This is a genomic window from Vibrio sp. J383, assembly GCF_023503985.1.
Lineage (GTDB): Bacteria > Pseudomonadota > Gammaproteobacteria > Enterobacterales > Vibrionaceae > Vibrio > Vibrio splendidus.
Map to the genome: position 1 here is coordinate 2,240,405 of NZ_CP097293.1, position 21,229 is coordinate 2,261,633.

General features: G+C 50.9%; 6 protein-coding genes. 4 read left to right on the top strand and 2 right to left on the bottom strand.

Annotated elements, in window-relative coordinates; genetic code table 11:
• Positions 1–24: 24 nt before the first annotated feature.
• Together M4S28_RS10330 and M4S28_RS10335 are read right to left on the bottom strand one after the other, a co-directional pair.
• A complete protein-coding gene (locus M4S28_RS10330) occupies positions 25–9,894 on the bottom strand; it encodes a VWA domain-containing protein (RefSeq protein WP_249631743.1) in 9,870 nt (3,289 codons plus the stop codon).
• Positions 9,891–16,259: an Ig-like domain-containing protein gene (locus M4S28_RS10335; protein ID WP_249631744.1), complete on the bottom strand. Its 6,369-nt coding sequence runs from the start codon at positions 16,257–16,259 to the stop codon at positions 9,891–9,893. Before M4S28_RS10335 ends, M4S28_RS10330 begins: the two co-directional genes overlap by 4 nt.
• Before the next feature lie 445 nt (positions 16,260–16,704).
• Between M4S28_RS10335 and M4S28_RS10340 the strand changes: the two genes are divergently transcribed.
• The 4 genes from M4S28_RS10340 (at position 16,705) to M4S28_RS10355 (ending at position 21,222) form a co-directional block, all read left to right on the top strand.
• Positions 16,705–17,970, top strand: a complete 1,266-nt coding sequence (locus M4S28_RS10340) for a TolC family outer membrane protein (RefSeq protein WP_004733615.1) — start codon at positions 16,705–16,707, stop codon at positions 17,968–17,970.
• A complete protein-coding gene (locus tag M4S28_RS10345) occupies positions 17,970–18,587 on the top strand; it encodes an OmpA family protein (RefSeq protein WP_004733614.1) in 618 nt (205 codons plus the stop codon). The genes M4S28_RS10340 and M4S28_RS10345 overlap by 1 nt, the downstream gene beginning before the upstream one ends.
• A gap of 136 nt (positions 18,588–18,723) precedes the next feature.
• Positions 18,724–19,074 (top strand): DUF2750 domain-containing protein, encoded by a 351-nt coding sequence (locus M4S28_RS10350; RefSeq protein WP_004733613.1) that lies wholly within the window; start codon positions 18,724–18,726, stop codon positions 19,072–19,074.
• A gap of 162 nt (positions 19,075–19,236) precedes the next feature.
• Positions 19,237–21,222, top strand: coding sequence for a tetratricopeptide repeat-containing diguanylate cyclase (locus M4S28_RS10355; protein ID WP_249631745.1), 1,986 nt, complete (start codon positions 19,237–19,239; stop codon positions 21,220–21,222).
• Positions 21,223–21,229: the final 7 nt, after the last annotated feature.

The following is a 21,229-nucleotide window of genomic DNA, read 5'->3' on the forward strand; positions in this document are numbered from 1 at the left end:
AAAGGGCCTTTCGGCCCTTTTTTGTTATTGGTCTGGTAAGTTCACAAAGAGTTGATTAACCAAGTTACTCAAATCACTGCTTATCACACTACCATCACCTTGAGCGTTCACAGAGTCAAACTGATTCCCCGTATTGTCGAGTACAATCGTTTGTGTCTGACCGCTATTACTTGCGTCTTCAGAGATAGTGATCACCAAATCTTTATCACCACCGCCGTTATCGACTTTTTCAATAGCGATGTGTTCTAGAAGATCCGACATATTATTCTCAGTTGGTAGCAATTGAGAGATATCTAAGTGATCTTCACCTAGAGCGAAGTCGCTAATAGTATCAACATCACCTTGGAATGGCTGGTCAACCCACTGGAACAAATCGTCACCATCTCCTCCAACTAAAATATCATTCCCTAAACCACCAATTAAAGTGTCATCGCCACCTTGACCATACAGAATATCATCGCCTTCACCGCCAGATAAAACATCATCCTTGTCGTTCGCTCGGGATTGGTCAAAATCTTGTACGTTATCTGAAATATAGTTGTGTATATCTCGCGCTGACACAGAAGATAATTGCTCACCAGTTTCTTGAGCTACATACTTCTGTATCGCTGCGACGCCCTGCCCTGAAATACCGTCAAACTGAACTAAGTCACCGAACATGATGTCATCACCAGCTAGAGCATCAATTTGGTCTTCACCTTGCAACAAGCTCACCTCTTTACCAAGAATAACCTCTGACAATTTGGTTACATCTATTGACGTTTCAACTAGGCCATCAGAGTCATAATCTTCAAGAACGTCTTCATCTAGTGAATTCCCTAGTCCAATAGCGTCAACAGACGACATCAATGCAAGCAGTTGGTACATGTGTTGCCCTTGCTTGTTGACTCCGCCCTTGTCGTAATAATCGTAAGAATTACCATTAATGCTTAAGTCACCAATTCGTTCCCCAGTTAATGGTGAATATAACTTGTGCTTATCATCGATTAATACTTTACCTTGATAATTAACAACACCACTTGTATATCCGGCAGGCAATAAATCGGCCAGTGTTATAACTTGGTTCGTACTCAAATCATAATCGATCAATATTTCATCGAACTCACTTTTCATTAACCTACTGTCAGTAAAGGAAGTCGGCTCACCGTCAGAAATGAAATATGAAATGTTGTTCCCACCATTTTGGTCAGCGAACCATTCAACAGCAGATTGGAATCCAGCTTCGTAATTAGTACCACCTCCGCCAGCATCAGTGATGGAATCAAGTGCTGCGACGAACTGCTCTCTTGGGTTTTGACTGCTCAAGTCGACAGATACTGACGTATTTGAATTGTCTGAAAAATCCGTGATTAGAATATTAACTTGGCCGGAATGTTGCCCCTGAGAACTAGCTAAAATCGCATCAAAAACAACCAACAGTTCATCTTTTGCGGTTTCAACATCTCTTCCCATGCTGCCCGACGTATCGAGAATAAACGCTATATTGTAATCCTCACCAGCAACAATTTGAATCCCTTGAACGTCACCAACAATCAAATCGTTATTCTCTGTCCCTTTGATATTATCATCACCGTGGGAGCCAGATTCCAAATCATAGCTTCTGAAACTTATATCTGCTGATGTGTTAGTTATTGCTTCATCGCCATTAACCGATTCGGAAGATAAGGCAGACACAGAAAGCTCAAAATCTAGGTCTCCTTCATAAGAATAAGGAATTCGAAGCTCTGCACTAACATCACCAGAAACAGGTATAACAATAGAATACGATCCGTCGATGCTTGGAGATATAAGCTGACCCCCTATGTACAACTCAACGCCTTGAGGTATACCTTCAAGAGTAAATTCATTACCTAGTGATTCACTTCCATCGTTGTCAACAAGTTCCGCTGAAATATCTAGCGGTATTACGCTGTCTTGCAGTACAGTATATTCCCCAGTTTCACTATCAATCTCTACAATCGCATCTGAGAAAATAATTCGTTCAATACCATATAAATGGTCACCATCTTCGGTAGAAGGCGAATTGTCACTCGATGTATCTCTTTCAAGAGAATCTTTAACTAACCAATAAGGTACTTGGCTATGCTCAAGGCCTCTAAAATCAAGGTCGTATTCAGACAATTTACCTTGATAGATAACTGTATCAGTCTCAACTTCACTATCCTGAGACCCATTACCACCATAAAACGAATCGTTGCCACTAGTGCCAACAAACGTATCGCTACCCTGTTGAGTCAGGGTAACGGCTTGCTGATCGCCAACAAACTGCTGAGCCGCCGCATTGTCCGGTGCAATCATCAAGTCATCACCTTGATTGCCATTATTAAAACCTGGAGACTGATCAACATGGTCGAAATTAACACCACCAATAGATGTCTCACCGTTACTTACAAGGTTTCTAATATCACTAGGCGATGTACCAAAATCAGGCACAGCTTGTGTTTGTTGCAACTCCCCGACTGCAATAGTTACGCGAGGAGCATCAGCAACCGCACTAACGGTAATATCGAGAGTATCGCTCACACCAGTGTTTGTAGTGTAAGTCACCGTCGGAACGTTACCTGACCAATGCTCAGATGGTACAAATGAGTAACTACCATCTTGCTCAACCGTCAACTCACCACCAGTTAGCGTGATAGTGTCACCAGCGTTATAGGACGTTCCTCCCACTTCAATTGACTGCAGTGATAATGTGTTATCTGTATCAGTATCGTTTGTTAAAACGTTACCAGAGACGCTTGTATCTTCATCTACAGTGCGAGTATCTGGCTGTGTGTTTGTAGCATTGTATTCATGAACAACCACATCAATACTGGTCGTAGTCGTAGCAGTACTTGTTGAATCCTTTTCACTAGCGATCGCTTCCACATCAATAGTAAAGTCGTCGTGACTTCCAGAAGGCGGTAAGACCGTTAGACTTGTCATATCCCAACTACTGATATCAAATGTCTCATTAGTACTAGTGAATGTGTGAGAATTAACTCCGTCACTTAGCTCAGAACCAATAGGGAAACCACTAACATTGACAGCCAAACTTTCTGAACCATCAGTGTCATTTAAAGATGCTTGCAGCTCCGTCAGTGGAATACGTGTGTCTTGTGGGCCTTCATTCGTTGTATAGACCTGATAGAACTCAACGCCATTTTCGTTTATTAGTTGTGATGTACGTATATCAATACTATCGATCTGAGATACATCACTGACTACACCAAAGTTTGTGTTGTCTAAGTTGACAGGGCTCGCGCCATCTACAGAAACATTGACATCAAAATTACCAGGACCGCTCTGGTTGTGGTGGTAAACCTCTATCGGATAGAAACCGGACACAGTCGGTGTAAATGCAATTCCTTGGATACTCCCACTACTGTCTCCCCATCGAGCATCATCTGTAAGCTCACCACCAATTTTTATCGCTAAACTATCATCCGCGTTACCAACGAAATCATAAGATTTACCTGCTTCCAAATAGATCAAGCCAGTGATGAGTGTAGCTTGACCCGCACCTTGACTAGTATCACGCACATCATTGACATTACTTAGAGAACTACTGTTGCTATCCAAACCATCAATGACATTTATCAAGGTATCAGGGTCCACACCATTACCAACACCATATTGATAACCAACAGAGACACCATTCCACATACTTACGTTGAATTGTTGTTCTGGAAGTTGAATTCCATCGATGCTGGTGAACAAGTTAGGTGCGTCAGCAATTGGAGTAACATTTATCGCAACAGTCGACTCTTCGCCTACGTTTATGCCATCAGTTGGTTTGAAACCAATCTGTGCGTAGTCTTGTTGTTGATCACCGACGCCTGGAGTTGAGTGGCTATCGTACCCAGATTCATCTTCATCCGGAGTAAAGCGAACTCTATCTGCATCAAACTCGCCCTTGTCAATAACTTGACCAACCGAAATATCATGCCACTGACCGTCATCACCGAAATACTCGAACTGACCATTGTCTGGTAAATCTGTAATCTCAATACCTAGAGCTGAATCAGGTGAATCAACATCGCTTGTTCCGAAGGAATCCCACTCGATGAAGGTTGAGGTGTCTTCGTTTATGTCGACCACATTATCTGAAGCAATAGGTGACTCGTTCACGTTGCTCTCTTTCAAGGTCACCGTCGCTTCAGCTGTCGAGCCGTAACCGTCGGTCATCACCATCTGGTAATCGCCACTGTTCGTGCCTTGCTCGAAGTCGTTCACCTCCGCCGCCACGCCCGCTGCCGTGATGCTGATATTGCCGGCCGCATCCACACTGTAGAAGCCGTCTTCACTGGTGGTGCTTAATGTGCCGTCACTGTGTTTGAACTCGTATTTGGTCACGCCATCCAGATCGCTGCCTGACAAGGTGCCAACCACCGCGTCCGCCACTTGGTTTTCCGCGTACGTCACCGTCTGCGCACCGAACGAGCCAGACTCATCCACGTTGCTCTCTTTCAGGGTCACCGTCGCTTCAGCTGTCGAGCCGTAACCGTCGGTCATCACCATCTGGTAATCGCCACTGTTCGTGCCTTGCTCGAAGTCGTTCACCTCCGCCGCCACGCCCGCTGCCGTGATGCTGATATTGCCGGCCGCATCCACACTGTAGAAGCCGTCTTCACTGGTGGTGCTTAATGTGCCGTCACTGTGTTTGAACTCGTATTTGGTCACGCCATCCAGATCGCTGCCTGACAAGGTGCCAACCACCGCGTCCGCCACTTGGTTTTCCGCGTACGTCACCGTCTGCGCACCGAACGAGCCAGACTCATCCACGTTGCTCTCTTTCAGGGTCACCGTCGCTTCAGCTGTCGAGCCGTAACCGTCGGTCATCACCATCTGGTAATCGCCACTGTTCGTGCCTTGCTCGAAGTCGTTCACCTCCGCCGCCACGCCCGCTGCCGTGATGCTGATATTGCCGGCCGCATCCACACTGTAGAAGCCGTCTTCACTGGTGGTGCTTAATGTGCCGTCACTGTGTTTGAACTCGTATTTGGTCACGCCATCCAGATCGCTGCCTGACAAGGTGCCAACCACCGCGTCCGCCACTTGGTTTTCCGCGTACGTCACCGTCTGCGCACCGAACGAGCCAGACTCATCCACGTTGCTCTCTTTCAGGGTCACCGTCGCTTCAGCTGTCGAGCCGTAACCGTCGGTCATCACCATCTGGTAATCGCCACTGTTCGTGCCTTGCTCGAAGTCGTTCACCTCCGCCGCCACGCCCGCTGCCGTGATGCTGATATTGCCGGCCGCATCCACACTGTAGAAGCCGTCTTCACTGGTGGTGCTTAATGTGCCGTCACTGTGTTTGAACTCGTATTTGGTCACGCCATCCAGATCGCTGCCTGACAAGGTGCCAACCACCGCGTCCGCCACTTGGTTTTCCGCGTACGTCACCGTCTGCGCACCGAACGAGCCAGACTCATCCACGTTGCTCTCTTTCAGGGTCACCGTCGCTTCAGCTGTCGAGCCGTAACCGTCGGTCATCACCATCTGGTAATCGCCACTGTTCGTGCCTTGCTCGAAGTCGTTCACCTCCGCCGCCACGCCCGCTGCCGTGATGCTGATATTGCCGGCCGCATCCACACTGTAGAAGCCGTCTTCACTGGTGGTGCTTAATGTGCCGTCACTGTGTTTGAACTCGTATTTGGTCACGCCATCCAGATCGCTGCCTGACAAGGTGCCAACCACCGCGTCCGCCACTTGGTTTTCCGCGTACGTCACCGTCTGCGCACCGAACGAGCCAGACTCATCCACGTTGCTCTCTTTCAGGGTCACCGTCGCTTCAGCTGTCGAGCCGTAACCGTCGGTCATCACCATCTGGTAATCGCCACTGTTCGTGCCTTGCTCGAAGTCGTTCACCTCCGCCGCCACGCCCGCTGCCGTGATGCTGATATTGCCGGCCGCATCCACACTGTAGAAGCCGTCTTCACTGGTGGTGCTTAATGTGCCGTCACTGTGTTTGAACTCGTATTTGGTCACGCCATCCAGATCGCTGCCTGACAAGGTGCCAACCACCGCGTCCGCCACTTGGTTTTCCGCGTACGTCACCGTCTGCGCACCGAACGAGCCAGACTCATCCACGTTGCTCTCTTTCAGGGTCACCGTCGCTTCAGCTGTCGAGCCGTAACCGTCGGTCATCACCATCTGGTAATCGCCACTGTTCGTGCCTTGCTCGAAGTCGTTCACCTCCGCCGCCACGCCCGCTGCCGTGATGCTGATATTGCCGGCCGCATCCACACTGTAGAAGCCGTCTTCACTGGTGGTGCTTAATGTGCCGTCACTGTGTTTGAACTCGTATTTGGTCACGCCATCCAGATCGCTGCCTGACAAGGTGCCAACCACCGCGTCCGCCACTTGGTTTTCCGCGTACGTCACCGTCTGCGCACCGAACGAGCCAGACTCATCCACGTTGCTCTCTTTCAGGGTCACCGTCGCTTCAGCTGTCGAGCCGTAACCGTCGGTCATCACCATCTGGTAATCGCCACTGTTCGTGCCTTGCTCGAAGTCGTTCACCTCCGCCGCCACGCCCGCTGCCGTGATGCTGATATTGCCGGCCGCATCCACACTGTAGAAGCCGTCTTCACTGGTGGTGCTTAATGTGCCGTCACTGTGTTTGAACTCGTATTTGGTCACGCCATCCAGATCGCTGCCTGACAAGGTGCCAACCACCGCGTCCGCCACTTGGTTTTCCGCGTACGTCACCGTCTGCGCACCGAACGAGCCAGACTCATCCACGTTGCTCTCTTTCAGGGTCACCGTCGCTTCAGCTGTCGAGCCGTAACCGTCGGTCATCACCATCTGGTAATCGCCACTGTTCGTGCCTTGCTCGAAGTCGTTCACCTCCGCCGCCACGCCCGCTGCCGTGATGCTGATATTGCCGGCCGCATCCACACTGTAGAAGCCGTCTTCACTGGTGGTGCTTAATGTGCCGTCACTGTGTTTGAACTCGTATTTGGTCACGCCATCCAGATCGCTGCCTGACAAGGTGCCAACCACCGCGTCCGCCACTTGGTTTTCCGCGTACGTCACCGTCTGCGCACCGAACGAGCCAGACTCATCCACGTTGCTCTCTTTCAGGGTCACCGTCGCTTCAGCTGTCGAGCCGTAACCGTCGGTCATCACCATCTGGTAATCGCCACTGTTCGTGCCTTGCTCGAAGTCGTTCACCTCCGCCGCCACGCCCGCTGCCGTGATGCTGATATTGCCGGCCGCATCCACACTGTAGAAGCCGTCTTCACTGGTGGTGCTTAATGTGCCGTCACTGTGTTTGAACTCGTATTTGGTCACGCCATCCAGATCGCTGCCTGACAAGGTGCCAACCACCGCGTCCGCCACTTGGTTTTCCGCGTACGTCACCGTCTGCGCACCGAACGAGCCAGACTCATCCACGTTGCTCTCTTTCAGGGTCACCGTCGCTTCAGCTGTCGAGCCGTAACCGTCGGTCATCACCATCTGGTAATCGCCACTGTTCGTGCCTTGCTCGAAGTCGTTCACCTCCGCCGCCACGCCCGCTGCCGTGATGCTGATATTGCCGGCCGCATCCACACTGTAGAAGCCGTCTTCACTGGTGGTGCTTAATGTGCCGTCACTGTGTTTGAACTCGTATTTGGTCACGCCATCCAGATCGCTGCCTGACAAGGTGCCAACCACCGCGTCCGCCACTTGGTTTTCCGCGTACGTCACCGTCTGCGCACCGAACGAGCCAGACTCATCCACGTTGCTCTCTTTCAGGGTCACCGTCGCTTCAGCTGTCGAGCCGTAACCGTCGGTCATCACCATCTGGTAATCGCCACTGTTCGTGCCTTGCTCGAAGTCGTTCACCTCCGCCGCCACGCCCGCTGCCGTGATGCTGATATTGCCGGCCGCATCCACACTGTAGAAGCCGTCTTCACTGGTGGTGCTTAATGTGCCGTCACTGTGTTTGAACTCGTATTTGGTCACGCCATCCAGATCGCTGCCTGACAAGGTGCCAACCACCGCGTCCGCCACTTGGTTTTCCGCGTACGTCACCGTCTGCGCACCGAACGAGCCAGACTCATCCACGTTGCTCTCTTTCAGGGTCACCGTCGCTTCAGCTGTCGAGCCGTAACCGTCGGTCATCACCATCTGGTAATCGCCACTGTTCGTGCCTTGCTCGAAGTCGTTCACCTCCGCCGCCACGCCCGCTGCCGTGATGCTGATATTGCCGGCCGCATCCACACTGTAGAAGCCGTCTTCACTGGTGGTGCTTAATGTGCCGTCACTGTGTTTGAACTCGTATTTGGTCACGCCATCCAGATCGCTGCCTGACAAGGTGCCAACCACCGCGTCCGCCACTTGGTTTTCCGCGTACGTCACCGTCTGCGCACCGAACGAGCCAGACTCATCCACGTTGCTCTCTTTCAGGGTCACCGTCGCTTCAGCTGTCGAGCCGTAACCGTCGGTCATCACCATCTGGTAATCGCCACTGTTCGTGCCTTGCTCGAAGTCGTTCACCTCCGCCGCCACGCCCGCTGCCGTGATGCTGATATTGCCGGCCGCATCCACACTGTAGAAGCCGTCTTCACTGGTGGTGCTTAATGTGCCGTCACTGTGTTTGAACTCGTATTTGGTCACGCCATCCAGATCGCTGCCTGACAAGGTGCCAACCACCGCGTCCGCCACTTGGTTTTCCGCGTACGTCACCGTCTGCGCACCGAACGAGCCAGACTCATCCACGTTGCTCTCTTTCAGGGTCACCGTCGCTTCAGCTGTCGAGCCGTAACCGTCGGTCATCACCATCTGGTAATCGCCACTGTTCGTGCCTTGCTCGAAGTCGTTCACCTCCGCCGCCACGCCCGCTGCCGTGATGCTGATATTGCCGGCCGCATCCACACTGTAGAAGCCGTCTTCACTGGTGGTGCTTAATGTGCCGTCACTGTGTTTGAACTCGTATTTGGTCACGCCATCCAGATCGCTGCCTGACAAGGTGCCAACCACCGCGTCCGCCACTTGGTTTTCCGCGTACGTCACCGTCTGCGCACCGAACGAGCCAGACTCATCCACGTTGCTCTCTTTCAGGGTCACCGTCGCTTCAGCTGTCGAGCCGTAACCGTCGGTCATCACCATCTGGTAATCGCCACTGTTCGTGCCTTGCTCGAAGTCGTTCACCTCCGCCGCCACGCCCGCTGCCGTGATGCTGATATTGCCGGCCGCATCCACACTGTAGAAGCCGTCTTCACTGGTGGTGCTTAATGTGCCGTCACTGTGTTTGAACTCGTATTTGGTCACGCCATCCAGATCGCTGCCTGACAAGGTGCCAACCACCGCGTCCGCCACTTGGTTTTCCGCGTACGTCACCGTCTGCGCACCGAACGAGCCAGACTCATCCACGTTGCTCTCTTTCAGGGTCACCGTCGCTTCAGCTGTCGAGCCGTAACCGTCGGTCATCACCATCTGGTAATCGCCACTGTTCGTGCCTTGCTCGAAGTCGTTCACCTCCGCCGCCACGCCCGCTGCCGTGATGCTGATATTGCCGGCCGCATCCACACTGTAGAAGCCGTCTTCACTGGTGGTGCTTAATGTGCCGTCACTGTGTTTGAACTCGTATTTGGTCACGCCATCCAGATCGCTGCCTGACAAGGTGCCAACCACCGCGTCCGCCACTTGGTTTTCCGCGTACGTCACCGTCTGCGCACCGAACGAGCCAGACTCATCCACGTTGCTCTCTTTCAGGGTCACCGTCGCTTCAGCTGTCGAGCCGTAACCGTCGGTCATCACCATCTGGTAATCGCCACTGTTCGTGCCTTGCTCGAAGTCGTTCACCTCCGCCGCCACGCCCGCTGCCGTGATGCTGATATTGCCGGCCGCATCCACACTGTAGAAGCCGTCTTCACTGGTGGTGCTTAATGTGCCGTCACTGTGTTTGAACTCGTATTTGGTCACGCCAATCCAGATCCGCTGCCTGACAAGGTGCCAACCACCGCGTCCGCCACTTGGTTTTCCGCGTACGTCACCGTCTGCGCACCGAACGAGCCAGACTCATCCACGTTGCTCTCTTTCAGGGTCACCGTCGCTTCAGCTGTCGAGCCGTAACCGTCGGTCATCACCATCTGGTAATCGCCACTGTTCGTGCCTTGCTCGAAGTCGTTCACCTCCGCCGCCACGCCCGCTGCCGTGATGCTGATATTGCCGGCCGCATCCACACTGTAGAAGCCGTCTTCACTGGTGGTGCTTAATGTGCCGTCACTGTGTTTGAACTCGTATTTGGTCACGCCATCCAGATCGCTGCCTGACAAGGTGCCAACCACCGCGTCCGCCACTTGGTTTTCCGCGTACGTCACCGTCTGCGCACCGAACGAGCCAGACTCATCCACGTTGCTCTCTTTCAGGGTCACCGTCGCTTCAGCTGTCGAGCCGTAACCGTCGGTCATCACCATCTGGTAATCGCCACTGTTCGTGCCTTGCTCGAAGTCGTTCACCTCCGCCGCCACGCCCGCTGCCGTGATGCTGATATTGCCGGCCGCATCCACACTGTAGAAGCCGTCTTCACTGGTGGTGCTTAATGTGCCGTCACTGTGTTTGAACTCGTATTTGGTCACGCCATCCAGATCGCTGCCTGACAAGGTGCCAACCACCGCGTCCGCCACTTGGTTTTCCGCGTACGTCACCGTCTGCGCACCGAACGAGCCAGACTCATCCACGTTGCTCTCTTTCAGGGTCACCGTCGCTTCAGCTGTCGAGCCGTAACCGTCGGTCATCACCATCTGGTAATCGCCACTGTTCGTGCCTTGCTCGAAGTCGTTCACCTCCGCCGCCACGCCCGCTGCCGTGATGCTGATATTGCCGGCCGCATCCACACTGTAGAAGCCGTCTTCACTGGTGGTGCTTAATGTGCCGTCACTGTGTTTGAACTCGTATTTGGTCACGCCATCCAGATCGCTGCCTGACAAGGTGCCAACCACCGCGTCCGCCACTTGGTTTTCCGCGTACGTCACCGTCTGCGCACCGAACGAGCCAGACTCATCCACGTTGCTCTCTTTCAGGGTCACCGTCGCTTCAGCTGTCGAGCCGTAACCGTCGGTCATCACCATCTGGTAATCGCCACTGTTCGTGCCTTGCTCGAAGTCGTTCACCTCCGCCGCCACGCCCGCTGCCGTGATGCTGATATTGCCGGCCGCATCCACACTGTAGAAGCCGTCTTCACTGGTGGTGCTTAATGTGCCGTCACTGTGTTTGAACTCGTATTTGGTCACGCCATCCAGATCGCTGCCTGACAAGGTGCCAACCACCGCGTCCGCCACTTGGTTTTCCGCGTACGTCACCGTCTGCGCACCGAACGAGCCAGACTCATCCACGTTGCTCTCTTTCAGGGTCACCGTCGCTTCAGCTGTCGAGCCGTAACCGTCGGTCATCACCATCTGGTAATCGCCACTGTTCGTGCCTTGCTCGAAGTCGTTCACCTCCGCCGCCACGCCCGCTGCCGTGATGCTGATATTGCCGGCCGCATCCACACTGTAGAAGCCGTCTTCACTGGTGGTGCTTAATGTGCCGTCACTGTGTTTGAACTCGTATTTGGTCACGCCATCCAGATCGCTGCCTGACAAGGTGCCAACCACCGCGTCCGCCACTTGGTTTTCCGCGTACGTCACCGTCTGCGCACCGAACGAGCCAGACTCATCCACGTTGCTCTCTTTCAGGGTCACCGTCGCTTCAGCTGTCGAGCCGTAACCGTCGGTCATCACCATCTGGTAATCGCCACTGTTCGTGCCTTGCTCGAAGTCGTTCACCTCCGCCGCCACGCCCGCTGCCGTGATGCTGATATTGCCGGCCGCATCCACACTGTAGAAGCCGTCTTCACTGGTGGTGCTTAATGTGCCGTCACTGTGTTTGAACTCGTATTTGGTCACGCCATCCAGATCGCTGCCTGACAAGGTGCCAACCACCGCGTCCGCCACTTGGTTTTCCGCGTACGTCACCGTCTGCGCACCGAACGAGCCAGACTCATCCACGTTGCTCTCTTTCAGGGTCACCGTCGCTTCAGCTGTCGAGCCGTAACCGTCGGTCATCACCATCTGGTAATCGCCACTGTTCGTGCCTTGCTCGAAGTCGTTCACCTCCGCCGCCACGCCCGCTGCCGTGATGCTGATATTGCCGGCCGCATCCACACTGTAGAAGCCGTCTTCACTGGTGGTGCTTAATGTGCCGTCACTGTGTTTGAACTCGTATTTGGTCACGCCATCCAGATCGCTGCCTGACAAGGTGCCAACCACCGCGTCCGCCACTTGGTTTTCCGCGTACGTCACCGTCTGCGCACCGAACGAGCCAGACTCATCCACGTTGCTCTCTTTCAGGGTCACCGTCGCTTCAGCTGTCGAGCCGTAACCGTCGGTCATCACCATCTGGTAATCGCCACTGTTCGTGCCTTGCTCGAAGTCGTTCACCTCCGCCGCCACGCCCGCTGCCGTGATGCTGATATTGCCGGCCGCATCCACACTGTAGAAGCCGTCTTCACTGGTGGTGCTTAATGTGCCGTCACTGTGTTTGAACTCGTATTTGGTCACGCCATCCAGATCGCTGCCTGACAAGGTGCCAACCACCGCGTCCGCCACTTGGTTTTCCGCGTACGTCACCGTCTGCGCACCGAACGAGCCAGACTCATCCACGTTGCTCTCTTTCAGGGTCACCGTCGCTTCAGCTGTCGAGCCGTAACCGTCGGTCATCACCATCTGGTAATCGCCACTGTTCGTGCCTTGCTCGAAGTCGTTCACCTCCGCCGCCACGCCCGCTGCCGTGATGCTGATATTGCCGGCCGCATCCACACTGTAGAAGCCGTCTTCACTGGTGGTGCTTAATGTGCCGTCACTGTGTTTGAACTCGTATTTGGTCACGCCATCCAGATCGCTGCCTGACAAGGTGCCAACCACCGCGTCCGCCACTTGGTTTTCCGCGTACGTCACCGTCTGCGCACCGAACGAGCCAGACTCATCCACGTTGCTCTCTTTCAGGGTCACCGTCGCTTCAGCTGTCGAGCCGTAACCGTCGGTCATCACCATCTGGTAATCGCCACTGTTCGTGCCTTGCTCGAAGTCGTTCACCTCCGCCGCCACGCCCGCTGCCGTGATGCTGATATTGCCGGCCGCATCCACACTGTAGAAGCCGTCTTCACTGGTGGTGCTTAATGTGCCGTCACTGTGTTTGAACTCGTATTTGGTCACGCCATCCAGATCGCTGCCTGACAAGGTGCCAACCACCGCGTCCGCCACTTGGTTTTCCGCGTACGTCACCGTCTGCGCACCGAACGAGCCAGACTCATCCACGTTGCTCTCTTTCAGGGTCACCGTCGCTTCAGCTGTCGAGCCGTAACCGTCGGTCATCACCATCTGGTAATCGCCACTGTTCGTGCCTTGCTCGAAGTCGTTCACCTCCGCCGCCACGCCCGCTGCCGTGATGCTGATATTGCCGGCCGCATCCACACTGTAGAAGCCGTCTTCACTGGTGGTGCTTAATGTGCCGTCACTGTGTTTGAACTCGTATTTGGTCACGCCATCCAGATCGCTGCCTGACAAGGTGCCAACCACCGCGTCCGCCACTTGGTTTTCCGCGTACGTCACCGTCTGCGCACCGAACGAGCCAGACTCATCCACGTTGCTCTCTTTCAGGGTCACCGTCGCTTCAGCTGTCGAGCCGTAACCGTCGGTCATCACCATCTGGTAATCGCCACTGTTCGTGCCTTGCTCGAAGTCGTTCACCTCCGCCGCCACGCCCGCTGCCGTGATGCTGATATTGCCGGCCGCATCCACACTGTAGAAGCCGTCTTCACTGGTGGTGCTTAATGTGCCGTCACTGTGTTTGAACTCGTATTTGGTCACGCCATCCAGATCGCTGCCTGACAAGGTGCCAACCACCGCGTCCGCCACTTGGTTTTCCGCGTACGTCACCGTCTGCGCACCGAACGAGCCAGACTCATCCACGTTGCTCTCTTTCAGGGTCACCGTCGCTTCAGCTGTCGAGCCGTAACCGTCGGTCATCACCATCTGGTAATCGCCACTGTTCGTGCCTTGCTCGAAGTCGTTCACCTCCGCCGCCACGCCCGCTGCCGTGATGCTGATATTGCCGGCCGCATCCACACTGTAGAAGCCGTCTTCACTGGTGGTGCTTAATGTGCCGTCACTGTGTTTGAACTCGTATTTGGTCACGCCATCCAGATCGCTGCCTGACAAGGTGCCAACCACCGCGTCCGCCACTTGGTTTTCCGCGTACGTCACCGTCTGCGCACCGAACGAGCCAGACTCATCCACGTTGCTCTCTTTCAGGGTCACCGTCGCTTCAGCTGTCGAGCCGTAACCGTCGGTCATCACCATCTGGTAATCGCCACTGTTCGTGCCTTGCTCGAAGTCGTTCACCTCCGCCGCCACGCCCGCTGCCGTGATGCTGATATTGCCGGCCGCATCCACACTGTAGAAGCCGTCTTCACTGGTGGTGCTTAATGTGCCGTCACTGTGTTTGAACTCGTATTTGGTCACGCCATCCAGATCGCTGCCTGACAAGGTGCCAACCACCGCGTCCGCCACTTGGTTTTCCGCGTACGTCACCGTCTGCGCACCGAACGAGCCAGACTCATCCACGTTGCTCTCTTTCAGGGTCACCGTCGCTTCAGCTGTCGAGCCGTAACCGTCGGTCATCACCATCTGGTAATCGCCACTGTTCGTGCCTTGCTCGAAGTCGTTCACCTCCGCCGCCACGCCCGCTGCCGTGATGCTGATATTGCCGGCCGCATCCACACTGTAGAAGCCGTCTTCACTGGTGGTGCTTAATGTGCCGTCACTGTGTTTGAACTCGTATTTGGTCACGCCATCCAGATCGCTGCCTGACAAGGTGCCAACCACCGCGTCCGCCACTTGGTTTTCCGCGTACGTCACCGTCTGCGCACCGAACGAGCCAGACTCATCCACGTTGCTCTCTTTCAGGGTCACCGTCGCTTCAGCTGTCGAGCCGTAACCGTCGGTCATCACCATCTGGTAATCGCCACTGTTCGTGCCTTGCTCGAAGTCGTTCACCTCCGCCGCCACGCCCGCTGCCGTGATGCTGATATTGCCGGCCGCATCCACACTGTAGAAGCCGTCTTCACTGGTGGTGCTTAATGTGCCGTCACTGTGTTTGAACTCGTATTTGGTCACGCCATCCAGATCGCTGCCTGACAAGGTGCCAACCACCGCGTCCGCCACTTGGTTTTCCGCGTACGTCACCGTCTGCGCATCAAATGAAGATTGGTCATTTACTGGCGTAACCCCAACATCAACAGTAATAGTATCAGTGCCACCCTGCCCATCGCTCACAATCACAGTAAAGCTATCGCTGCCGCTATAGTTCTCGTCTGGGGTGTATGTCCAATTACCATTTTCGTCAACGACTACAGAGCCATTCTCTGGTTCTGTGCCTTTACTGAACGTTAACTGATCGTTATCTGCGTCGGTTGCAGTGAGGGAACCGCTAACAGGGGTATCTTCATCTGTGGTGACAGAGACATCTTCACCGACAGGTAAGTCATTGACTGGAGTAACGCCGATATTAACGGTTATTCTGTCTGTGCCGCCTTGGCCGTCTGATACAACAACTGTAAAGCTATCGTTACCGTTGTAGTTTTCGTTGGGGGTATAAGTCCAATCACCATTTTCATCGACAACGACAGTACCGTTTGATGGTTCTGTAGCTTTACTGAATGACAGATCATCACCATCTTCGTCTGAAGCCGACAAAGTACCACTAACAGGTGTATCTTCATCTGTCGTAAAGGTGACGACGTCACTAGCTTCAGCATTGTTTGAGTCAACAAAAGATGGATTGCTGTTTAAAGGCGTTGCTGCTTCAGTCAATGAACGATAAGCGTCAAGTAGGCTTAGGCTTTGAGTGCGAGATAAGCCCAATGATTCGAAACCCGTAGTAACGAACTCTGTACCAGGAATGGTTTCTTCACCATCACGTTCAATAGTTCCGCTAGAAGCCAAACTTGAACCGTTTTGACCAGCTGCCGTTGCGAACTCTTCACCTAGCTCGGTCGGGTCTTGACCTTCTTCTAATGCGGCAAAGATATTCGCAATATCTTGGTCGAGCTCAATTTCGCCTTCTTCTGATGAGAAGCGTTTTGTCGATACCTGAGGTTCATTGGACCCGTTCTGAGATTCAAGAACGACATCCCCTGCTTGTAGGGGTTGGCCTTCTTCTAAGACTTTAATCGTACCATCTACCGAGATAACAATGCGCTGGCCAAGTGCTAATGCACCACCCAAATTCAATGTTGTCATGTCCATATAAACCCCTAAAAAAGCATTTCTTGTCATTAACGTCAAAATAGTGACATTATATTTATAATATTAGTTAAAATATAACACTTAAAGTCATATAATTCCTAGTTATGAATCTAGTATTTAACAACTTGAGTGACAAGCTAATGACGGTGATCACATCGCATAACAATCTTAGTGCTCACACCAGTAATATAAGTTATTGTGTTTGCGGAAAATAATAGCTTTAAAAACGTAAGATTGACGTGTCTAAAAACACCATAAAACGCACGCTGATCGGTTAACATTCTGACAACTATTTGCGAACGCCAGCTTAGCGATCGTAATTTTTTTGGCGGTTCATCTAAATTTCATATATAACAGCATGAATTCAAGACTTAGATGCGAGCTAATTTTAGGGAGATGCACATTGAATAGGCTTCAAAAGACAACATTAGGGTTAGCTATATGTATGAGCTTACCGACGACAGCACAAACCCTAGAGCAAGCCGTTGCGTTCACTTTAGAAAGTAATCCTGAAATCAAAAGTGCTTATAATGAATATGTCAGTAAGCGATATCTTAATGATGCTTCTGGTGGTGCTTATCGTCCAAGTATAGACTTGGATGGAGGTATTGGTTACGAGCATACCGATCTAGCAACTAACTCAAGCACGACCGATCTGACTCGGAAAGAAGCGACAATTACGCTAACTCAGCTTATCTGGGATGGGGCTAATACATCGAATGATATTGACCGTACTGCGGCTGATGCGGAATCAGTGCGTTATCAATTGATATCTAATGCTCAAGATATCGCATTAGAAGTGACCAAGGTTTATCTCGATGCGGTAAAAGCTTATGAAGTGCTTTCACTCTCTGAAAACAACCTCGCAACCCACAAAAAAATATACAGTGATATTCGCAAGCGTGTTGAGTCAGGTATTGGCTCAACGGCAGATATGTCACAGGTAGAAGCACGTATTGCTAAAGCACACGGTAATTTACTTGCGGCGCAAAACAACCTTTTTGACACTCATACGCAATTCAAAAGGCTTGTGGGTCAATCTCCGCTAGGGTTAACCTTCCCTCGCGCAGATGCAGGCGCTATCCCTTACACGGTTGATGGCGCATTAGCAAAAGCGTTTAATCAGCATCCAGTAATTAAGATCGCACAAGCCGATGTAGACTCAGCGAAATTTCAATACAAGCAATCTAAGAGCACCAACTACCCAACGGTTTCTTTTGAAGCCGCTCAAACCTGGCGCGATGATGCCGGCGGCACTCCAGGTAGCAGTGACGAGTTTTCTGCGATGGTTCGTTTAAGATACAACCTTTACAACGGCGGTTCAGACCAAGACCGTGCAGAAAGTGCCGCTTATCAACTAAACAAAGCGAAAGACCTCCGCGAGAGTACTTACCGTAATGTAGAAGAGAGCTTGCGTCTTTCATGGAGCGCACTTGATTTAACCGTTCAACAGAAAGAGTTTTTATCTGACCACGTAGACTCGGCATCAGACACCGTTATCTCTTATGAGAAGCAATACCGTATCGGTAAACGTACACTTCTCGATTTGCTTAACACCGAGAACGAACTATTCGAAGCCCGTAAGGGCTATCTGGACGCCAAGTACGACGAACAATACGCGAAGTACCGAGTAATGAATGCAACAGGAAACCTGTTAACTGGGTTACGCGTCGAAACCCCTCAAGAATGGAATGAAAAGGTAGAATACTAATGAAGCTGATAAAGACTGTATTTCCGCTTTGTCTCATGATTGTCTCTGCCAACGTTTTAGCTGAAACAAGCAATGAAGAATTTGAATATCGAGCTCTTCCAGACATCACGCAAATTTATGATCTCGAAGATGATGATAATGACGGCGTAATTAACGCGCGAGATCTATGTCCCGATACGCAAATTGGTGCAGAGATCGATAACGACGGTTGTGGTTCATATTTTGAATCGTCAGAAAAGAAAGAGCTCCACATACTCTTTGCTAATAACTCTACGGAAATTAACCCTGTTTTCCTAGGGCAGATACGCCAGATGGCTGCGTTTTTGAAGCGTTACGAGGGTACATCGATTGAGTTACAAGGTTATGCCAGCAAAGTCGGCAATGCCAAACACAATTTAAAACTGTCAAAAGAGCGAGCATCCCACGTAAGACGTGCCCTTATCAGTAATGGTATTCAACCATCTCGAGTCAATATCGTGGGTCATGGCGACTCTGAATTCAGCAGTGATGACAGCCAAGTTAATCACGCACTACATCGAAAAGTTGTCGCTTCCGTTGTTGGATTTAAAGGCAACATCAAAGAAGAGTGGCACATCTTCACCAAAATAAAAAAGTAGGCTCTATCCTGCGCTTACCATACTGAAACGTGATCTTTAGTTAACGTTTCAGTATGGTGATAATTCCTTGAATAGCATGTACCTAAGCCGTCTATAATGTTAATCTTGCGTCGTTATCAACATAGAGAATTAATCCATGAGCAAACTAACAGCTGATACTCAAGCAAATCTAGAACTTTTCGTTTCTGAAACACAAGAAACTAAACTGGTATGGGGCCTTCGCAATGAAGAAGGTTGGCTAGCATGTGACTCAAGTGAATTCGAAAGCAGCGAAGTGATGCCTTTTTGGTCTTCAAAAGAAGATGCTCAGACTCACAACGTTGAAGAGTGGGCTGACTTCGAAGTATTAGAAATTCCACTAGATATCTTTGTAGAAGATTGGTTACTGACTCTAGCTGAAGACGGCGTTCTTGTTGGTATTAACTGGAATGCAACATTAGAAGGCAAAGAACTTGAGCCTTCTGACCTAGCGAAATTATACATCTAATTTCCGATATCGGTCGTGCGAACAGTACGACCGATACACGTCTGATAAATATCAACAAATTAGAGACTTACCTCGCATAACCTCCTACCCATACCATTCAAAAATTGAAGCAACATCAAACTAATAATAGAATGTCGTTCTTTATCTGATAGATAGTTTCTTGTGACTCACTCTGTTTTTATTGCCCTTCTACTGTTCATTAGCTTTTATTCTCATGGCCAAGTATCAACACAAGATCGTCACCAAGACTCTCCTTTCAACTCATCCAATTTAAATTCAAACACAACTCCAAATGCTGATTGGAATGCACTCTATCTCTCGACTCTAACTCATTCCCCATCGCGTGCGTTAAACATGCTGCAAACCCGTTACATTGGCTCAACCGTCTATGGAGATAAGCTTTACCTTTCATCTCTGTTATATCAATACATAAGCCACCGAGATCAACCGTTCTATGGAATCGCTTCAAACGACAGTGAGTACCAAGCGATTGAAGAAGCGTTTATTTCTGCATTGATGAAAGACGGCCAAGGCCAATATGAAGAAGCGCAACAAGGCTTTTTGACCCTATTAGCGAAAATGCAATCGCGCAGTGATTTAACTGGAAGAGCGCTACTAAAATACCAACTATGTCGATCTTTGAACGAGCAAGCAAAATACCATCAAGCAAACTATTATTGTTCTGCACTTCAATCGGATTTACATGACATCGCTGACCCTGTGTTACCAAAGTTTGGAACTTATAGAGTCATCGCTAACAATCACCATTTCCGCAGTGACTATCAAGCCGCGCTAGATACCTACCTATCACTGATAAACGTGTTCCCACAAGGACATGACATTTCGGGGATCTATAACGATGTGGGTAATTTGCTCAAAGAGTTAAAGCAATATGAAAAATCGGCAGAGTACCTCAAAGAAGCACTCACACTAAGAGAAAGTGCTTCTGATTTGATGAAAGCACAAGTGCACCATAGCCTTGCAGATCTCTACCTTAACCAAGAGCAAAGTGACTTAGCAATTAACCACTTTCAAACAGCAAGAACACTGCTGAGCTCATCGTCGCATAGCTACGGTATCGCACTAACAAGTCTTGGCTTAGGAAAAGCTTACACTCAAATTAGAGACTATGATTTGGCAAGAGGTTACTTAGTCAACTCTCTGTCAGCTTCGAATGAATTGAGTAACGACGTCATTCGTATTAACGCTTACTTGGCGATAAGCGATATGTTCGAAGAGCAAAAGCTGACAACCGAGGCGCTCAATTATGCTCAGCAAGCTCTAGAAGTATCCGAGCAAGTCACAAGACACAAGTACATCGCTCAGTCACTCCTGCAACTTTCCGAGCTTCATCAAGCGCTCAGCGATTACCAACAAGCTTTCTATTTCTACCAGCGATACTCATCTATACAAATTGAAACACGCGATATCGATAACAGGTTGGCTTTTGAAGCACTAGACCTGACCCACGCTAAATATGAGCAAGAATTGGAAAATTCTTTCCTGATAAATCAGACAAAGCTCGACCGCGTTCAAATTGAAAAAATGGAACATCAAAGATGGTTGTACAACATCATTGTTATTCTGTTGCTGTGCACCGCAAGCTTTACGGTATTAGCAAACAAAACGATTCGCGCAAAAGCTTCCATCGATGCTATGACAAAAGCGTATGGCCGGACCGAGATCATACGAAGAATCAAAAGAGTCAGACGCTGTAAAGGAACGGACAAGCAACATGTCCTCGTTCTGCTTGATCTGGATAAATTCAAGACGATCAATGATGAGCATGGACACCCTACTGGTGACCGAGCACTCGTCCATATTAGTCAGCAAATACGAAAACACTTAATGAATGACGAATTGTTTGGTCGCTTAGGAGGCGAAGAATTTCTCATCATGCTAACCAATACCAAGCCTGTAGACGTGCGAGAGCGCGTCGAAGAGCTACATTACGCCATATCAAGCACCGTCTTCTTAACAGAAAGCAAAAAGCCACTTAATGTAACCGCGAGTTTTGCTTATCTAGCAACCTCAAACGCATTAAGTGACTTTGATGACTTGTACTCTGTGCTTGACCAAGCACTGTATCAAGCAAAGAGCAACGGCCGAAACTGCATCATTGATGCTTACAACGAACCAATTGATTGACCTGAGG

Coding starts and splice junctions, on each gene's coding strand:
- M4S28_RS10335 (WP_249631744.1), bottom strand. CDS start 16,259: ATGGACATGACAACATTGAATTTGGGTGGTGCATTAGCACTTGGCCAG.
- M4S28_RS10340 (WP_004733615.1), top strand. CDS start 16,705: ATGAGCTTACCGACGACAGCACAAACCCTAGAGCAAGCCGTTGCGTTC.
- M4S28_RS10345 (WP_004733614.1), top strand. CDS start 17,970: ATGAAGCTGATAAAGACTGTATTTCCGCTTTGTCTCATGATTGTCTCT.
- M4S28_RS10350 (WP_004733613.1), top strand. CDS start 18,724: ATGAGCAAACTAACAGCTGATACTCAAGCAAATCTAGAACTTTTCGTT.